The sequence below is a fragment of the Chthoniobacter sp. genome, from assembly GCF_040003245.1.
In the GTDB taxonomy this organism is placed as follows: domain Bacteria; phylum Verrucomicrobiota; class Verrucomicrobiia; order Chthoniobacterales; family Chthoniobacteraceae; genus Chthoniobacter.
The window spans coordinates 1-4,408 of the sequence record NZ_JBDUCX010000367.1 but is presented as its reverse complement, the minus strand read 5'-3'; the positions used below and the strand labels follow the sequence as shown (position 1 = coordinate 4,408).

4 protein-coding genes and 1 pseudogene are annotated in these 4,408 nt (G+C 60.5%); all 5 read right to left on the bottom strand.

Going from position 1 to position 4,408, the window contains the following annotated elements:
- Nucleotides 1-50: 50 nt before the first annotated feature.
- Nucleotides 51-464, bottom strand: coding sequence for a hypothetical protein (locus ABJF10_RS29580; protein WP_348548200.1), 414 nt, complete (start codon nucleotides 462-464; stop codon nucleotides 51-53).
- A 30-nt stretch (nucleotides 465-494) separates the two neighbouring features.
- On the bottom strand, nucleotides 495-1,406 hold the full coding sequence (locus ABJF10_RS29575) for a glycosyltransferase family 2 protein (protein ID WP_348548199.1): 912 nt from the start codon (nucleotides 1,404-1,406) through the stop codon (nucleotides 495-497).
- A complete protein-coding gene (locus tag ABJF10_RS29570) occupies nucleotides 1,403-3,040 on the bottom strand; it encodes a hypothetical protein (RefSeq protein ID WP_348548198.1) in 1,638 nt (545 codons plus the stop codon). Before ABJF10_RS29570 ends, ABJF10_RS29575 begins: the two co-directional genes overlap by 4 nt.
- A 5-nt stretch (nucleotides 3,041-3,045) precedes the next feature.
- Entirely contained in the window at nucleotides 3,046-4,098 is a 1,053-nt protein-coding gene (purM, locus tag ABJF10_RS29565) for a phosphoribosylformylglycinamidine cyclo-ligase (RefSeq protein ID WP_348548197.1), read from the bottom strand.
- A gap of 15 nt (nucleotides 4,099-4,113) precedes the next feature.
- A pseudogene (locus ABJF10_RS29560) lies at nucleotides 4,114-4,408 on the bottom strand (amidophosphoribosyltransferase); the annotation flags it as partial.

The following is a 4,408-nucleotide window of genomic DNA, read 5'->3' as shown; positions in this document are numbered from 1 at the left end:
TTCCATCATCGCTGATTTCCTTATTTTGTGGTCCAGAAATCTCGCGCACCTCACTCATACTCTTTTGTCCTCAACGGTCTGCTTCTGCGCTGTCCCTCAAATGCTTCGATAAGCTGTTTCCTGGTCACGGACGGATCAGCGACCTTCACCACCAGACACGCGTAAGCGACCGATCCTCCAGCTTCTCGTTCGCTGTAATAGGGATAGATACGAAATACCGTGGTCCCTTTTTCCATCCCCACACGCCATATCCCTGTTTGCACATCGATGGTCTGAATCAATGCTTTTTTCGTCCACCCTTTCGGAAGGGTCAACTTCGAGACACCCTGCCCTAACTCCGCCTTGGCGAACACATCCAAAAACTGCTTCCTCAGCAGAACTTGATCATCCGCCCGTGCGGGCAAAAATCCGGCGCACAAAATAACCACAACAAGAACGCAACGGCACCCACGCCACTTGTTCATAGTAAAGGATTTCTTTAGTCGAACGCCCCGCTATTTGAAATTGCGCATGCGCAGGAGGAACTGTTCGCGTTCGTAGCGCACGATGGTGTCGAGGATGAGGCCGCAGGCGAGGCTCAGGGCGGCGAGCATGGCCAGGCCGGTCGCGAGGATGGCCAGCGGGACGCGATAGACGTACTGGTAGCGGATGAAGTCGAGGATGGGGAAGATTCCCGAGAGGAGGGAGCCGAGGAGAAAGAGCGCGGCCACCGCGGCGAAGAAGCGGAGCGGTTTGAAGTCCTTGCACACCTTGACGATGGTTTTGACGACGCGGAAGCCGTCCTTGAAGGTGCTGAGCTTGGAGAACGAGCCCGCGGGGCGGGAGCGGAAGGCGATGGGGACTTCGTGCTGCACGAAACCTTTGTCGATGGTCTGGATGGCGATCTCCGTCTCGATCTCGAAGCCGGTGGCGAGCAAGGGCACGTTGCGATAGAAGGAGCGGCTGAAGAGCCGGTAGCCGGAGAAGAGATCGCCGACGGGCGTGCGGAAAATCAGCTCGATGAGCTTGGCCAGGGCGTTGTTGGCCCAGGTGTGGGTGGTTTTGAAAGCGCTCTGGTCGTCGCTCACGCGGCGGCCGACGACGGTGTCGCCGCCGAGCGATTCGACGGCGGCGACGAGTTTCAGCCCTTCCTCGGCGGGGTAAGTGTCGTCGCCATCGACCATGAGGACGTAATCGGACTCGGCCATCCGGAAAAGCCTTTGCACGGCGTAGCCTTTGCCGGGACGCGGCTCGTAGACGACCTCCGCGCCGTGCTCCCGGGCGATTTTGGCGGTGTCGTCGGTGCTGCGGTTATCGATCACAAGGATGCGCGCCGCGGGAAAGACACGACGAAAATCGTCGACGACTTTGCCGACGGTGAGGGATTCGTTCAGGCAGGGAATGCCGATGGTGAGGGTAAAACTCAAGGGGCAGAAATCGGCTGGAAGTTTAGCGTGGCCATTTGTTCTGTGGGAGGATTTTCGCCCTTGGATGCCTCTGCGGCGCGCGAGGAGCGGCCGAGGCGTCTTCCGGCCCACCGCAGGATATGCATACCCAGGAGCATCGCCCCGACGAAAATGTAGATAACGCAGAAGGGCTCGAACGCGTAGCGGTACCGGGGATTGCTCACGCCGGTCAACGAGACGACGAACCAAAGGACGGCGAGCGACATGATCCACGCGAAGTGAAATTTTTGCAAAGGCCCCGGGCTAAGCATCGCGATCAGCATGCCAGCCAGCGCGACCCAAAAGAAAATGGGCAAGGCGGGGATGGGAGTGTCCCGGACGATGTCCTCATCCTCATCCGCACCCAAAGTCAGCTCCGCCCAGGATTTATCCCAGGCGCGATACCATTTCATCGGGTGATAATGTTCGCGGACAAAAGCATCTACGTCGACGGGATTTTTCAGCCCATCCCGTCCGATCAGGCCGTGGCCCAGGACGCCGAGCTCCTCTTTCCGGTTAAAACCGACCTTGAGCTTTTTGGACAGGAAGGGTTCATCGTATCCGATGCTCGTGGGGAAACGGGTGGCGAGGCAAAACTTGTCGACCGCAAGACGCAGCGAGGCCCAAGGCTGATGCACGCAGGCCTCCATGGCCATTTTCTGGCAAAGCAGATTACCGTCAGCGCCGCGCTGTCCCTTGGCTTTCAGATAAGCTTCCGCCATATCGCCGAGCCGTCGGGACAGGCCCTGCAAACCTTCTGGAGCTTCCTGGCGGGTCAACCTGGTCTGATCGCGGAGCGGGCGAACCAAGCGGCCGAATTCGGGGTCGACCTTGGATTCATCGGGCGCCAGCGGCAAAACCGTGGCATAGAGCAACTGGCCGGCCTGGTGGGTGGTAGTGAGCACGAGAGCCACCACGGACAGGGCCGCCAGCCAGCCAAGTCGAATTCCCAAGGTTCTCCAATTCCGCCAGTGGACGAGGACAAGCAGGACGAAGCCGAAGCCCAACAAGAGCCGCCCTTCGGGCCGGGAAGCGGGAGTGAAAAACAAGGCGGCCAGCATCCAGACGAAATGCCGGCCCGTCGGCTGCCGGGTAAAGAGGGTCGCGGTAAGGGCGAGGGCAAAAACGAAGAAGAGATAGGCACTCTCCGACATCAAGGCGTGCTCGTACCAAAGGACTGCGGGATTGGCGGCAATGAGCAGCGTGACGGGAACGATGACCCAGCGCCAGGAGGCGAGCCAAAGGCGCACAAGCGCCCCGCTCATCAAGATCACGCCCAAGCCAGAGAGATGCTGGACCAGCGGGATGAGGATCAACGCCGGGAGGTGCAGGAGGTAAGGCACCGTATACAGCAGGGGCACCAGAAACGTGCGCTTCGAATGGATCACCACTTTGTGCTTCTCGAAGAAGGTGGACACCGTGTAGAGGAAATCGGTGCTGTCGAACTGCATGTAGCCGTAGGGCATCTGCCAGGTCATGACCACGCGCAGAATGAAACCCAGGAGCAGCGCCGGGACGCAAAACCACAGGAACTCCCGCATCTGCGGAGTGCGAAGGTCCCAAGGCGGCATGATGGCCGATACGCGAGCCGGGTCGCGGTCGGCTATGCCTTTCATGTCGATCAAAACGACAGGCGGACGACGCCGCTGCCTTTTTCGATGCGGCCGATGACACGGCCTTTCGTCAACTGGAGCGCCTTTTCGCGATGGGCGGCGGAGACGACAACGGTCATGCCGATCCCCATGTTGAAGACTTGATACATTTCGGTGCGGTTGATCGAGCCGCCTTCGCGAATGTGGTCGTAGATCGCGGGAACCTTCCACGATTTCGTGTCGATGACGGCGTCGGTCTTCTTGGGGAGGACGCGCGGAAGATTATCGATCAGGCCGCCGCCGGTGATGTGGGCGAGACCTTTGACCATGCCCTTCGGCAGCTTGGCGAGGAGCGGCTGGTAATTCTTATGCACGCGCAGGAGCTCGTCGCCGAGGGTCTTGGCGACGCCGGGAAGCTTGCTGGAAACCTTCAGGCCCATCTGTTCGAAGAGGACTTTGCGGGCGAGCGAGTAGCCGTTGGTGTGGAGGCCATTGGCGGCGAGGCCGATGATGACGTCCCCTACCCTGATGCGGGAGCCGTCGAGCGCCAGGGCGCGATCCACCACGCCGACGATGGTGCCGGCGAGATCGTATTCGCCGCGTTGATACATGCCGGGCATCTGCGCGGTCTCGCCCCCGATGAGGGCGCAACCGGCTTCCTTGCAGGCCTTGGCAAAGCCCTTGATGAGCTGCGCGAAAACGGGCGGATCGAGGCGCTCGGCGCCGATGTAATCGAGGAAGAAAAGCGGGCGGGCGCCGACGACGGCGATGTCATTCACGCAATGATTCACGAGGTCCTGGCCGACGGTGTCGTGGCGGTCGGCGGCGAAGGCGAGCTTCAGCTTGGTGCCCACGCCATCGACGCTGGAGACGAGCACGGGATCTTTCATCCCCTTGAAATTGGCGCGGAAAAGGCCGCCGAAGCCGCCGATCTTGCCCAGCACTTCGGGGCCGTGGGTGCCCTTGACGAGGGCGTGGATGCCGCTCTTGATGCGGTTGCCGAGGTCTACGTCCACGCCGGCGGCGGCGTAGGCTTTCTTGGGTTTTTGATGGTCGGGGGCCGACTGCCGATTTGAAGCCATGCTGCGTCTCTGAATTTACGGAACTTGGTCGAAGAGTTCGGGGTGATCTTCGTCGGCGAGGAGATTGGCGCGATGGGCGCGGCGCTCCATGATGAATTTGTCGAGGTTCGGATCGACGGGCACGGGATATTTGCCGTTGAAGCAGGCGAGGCAGAAATTCGCCTCGTCCTGGCCGGTGGCGCGCACCATGCCGCCAACGTCGAGATAGCCGATGCTGTCCGCACCCAGGTAATCGCGGATCTCCTCGAGCGTGTGCTGGTTGGCGATGAGCTTTTCCGGATCGGGAAAATCGATGCCGTAATGACAGGCG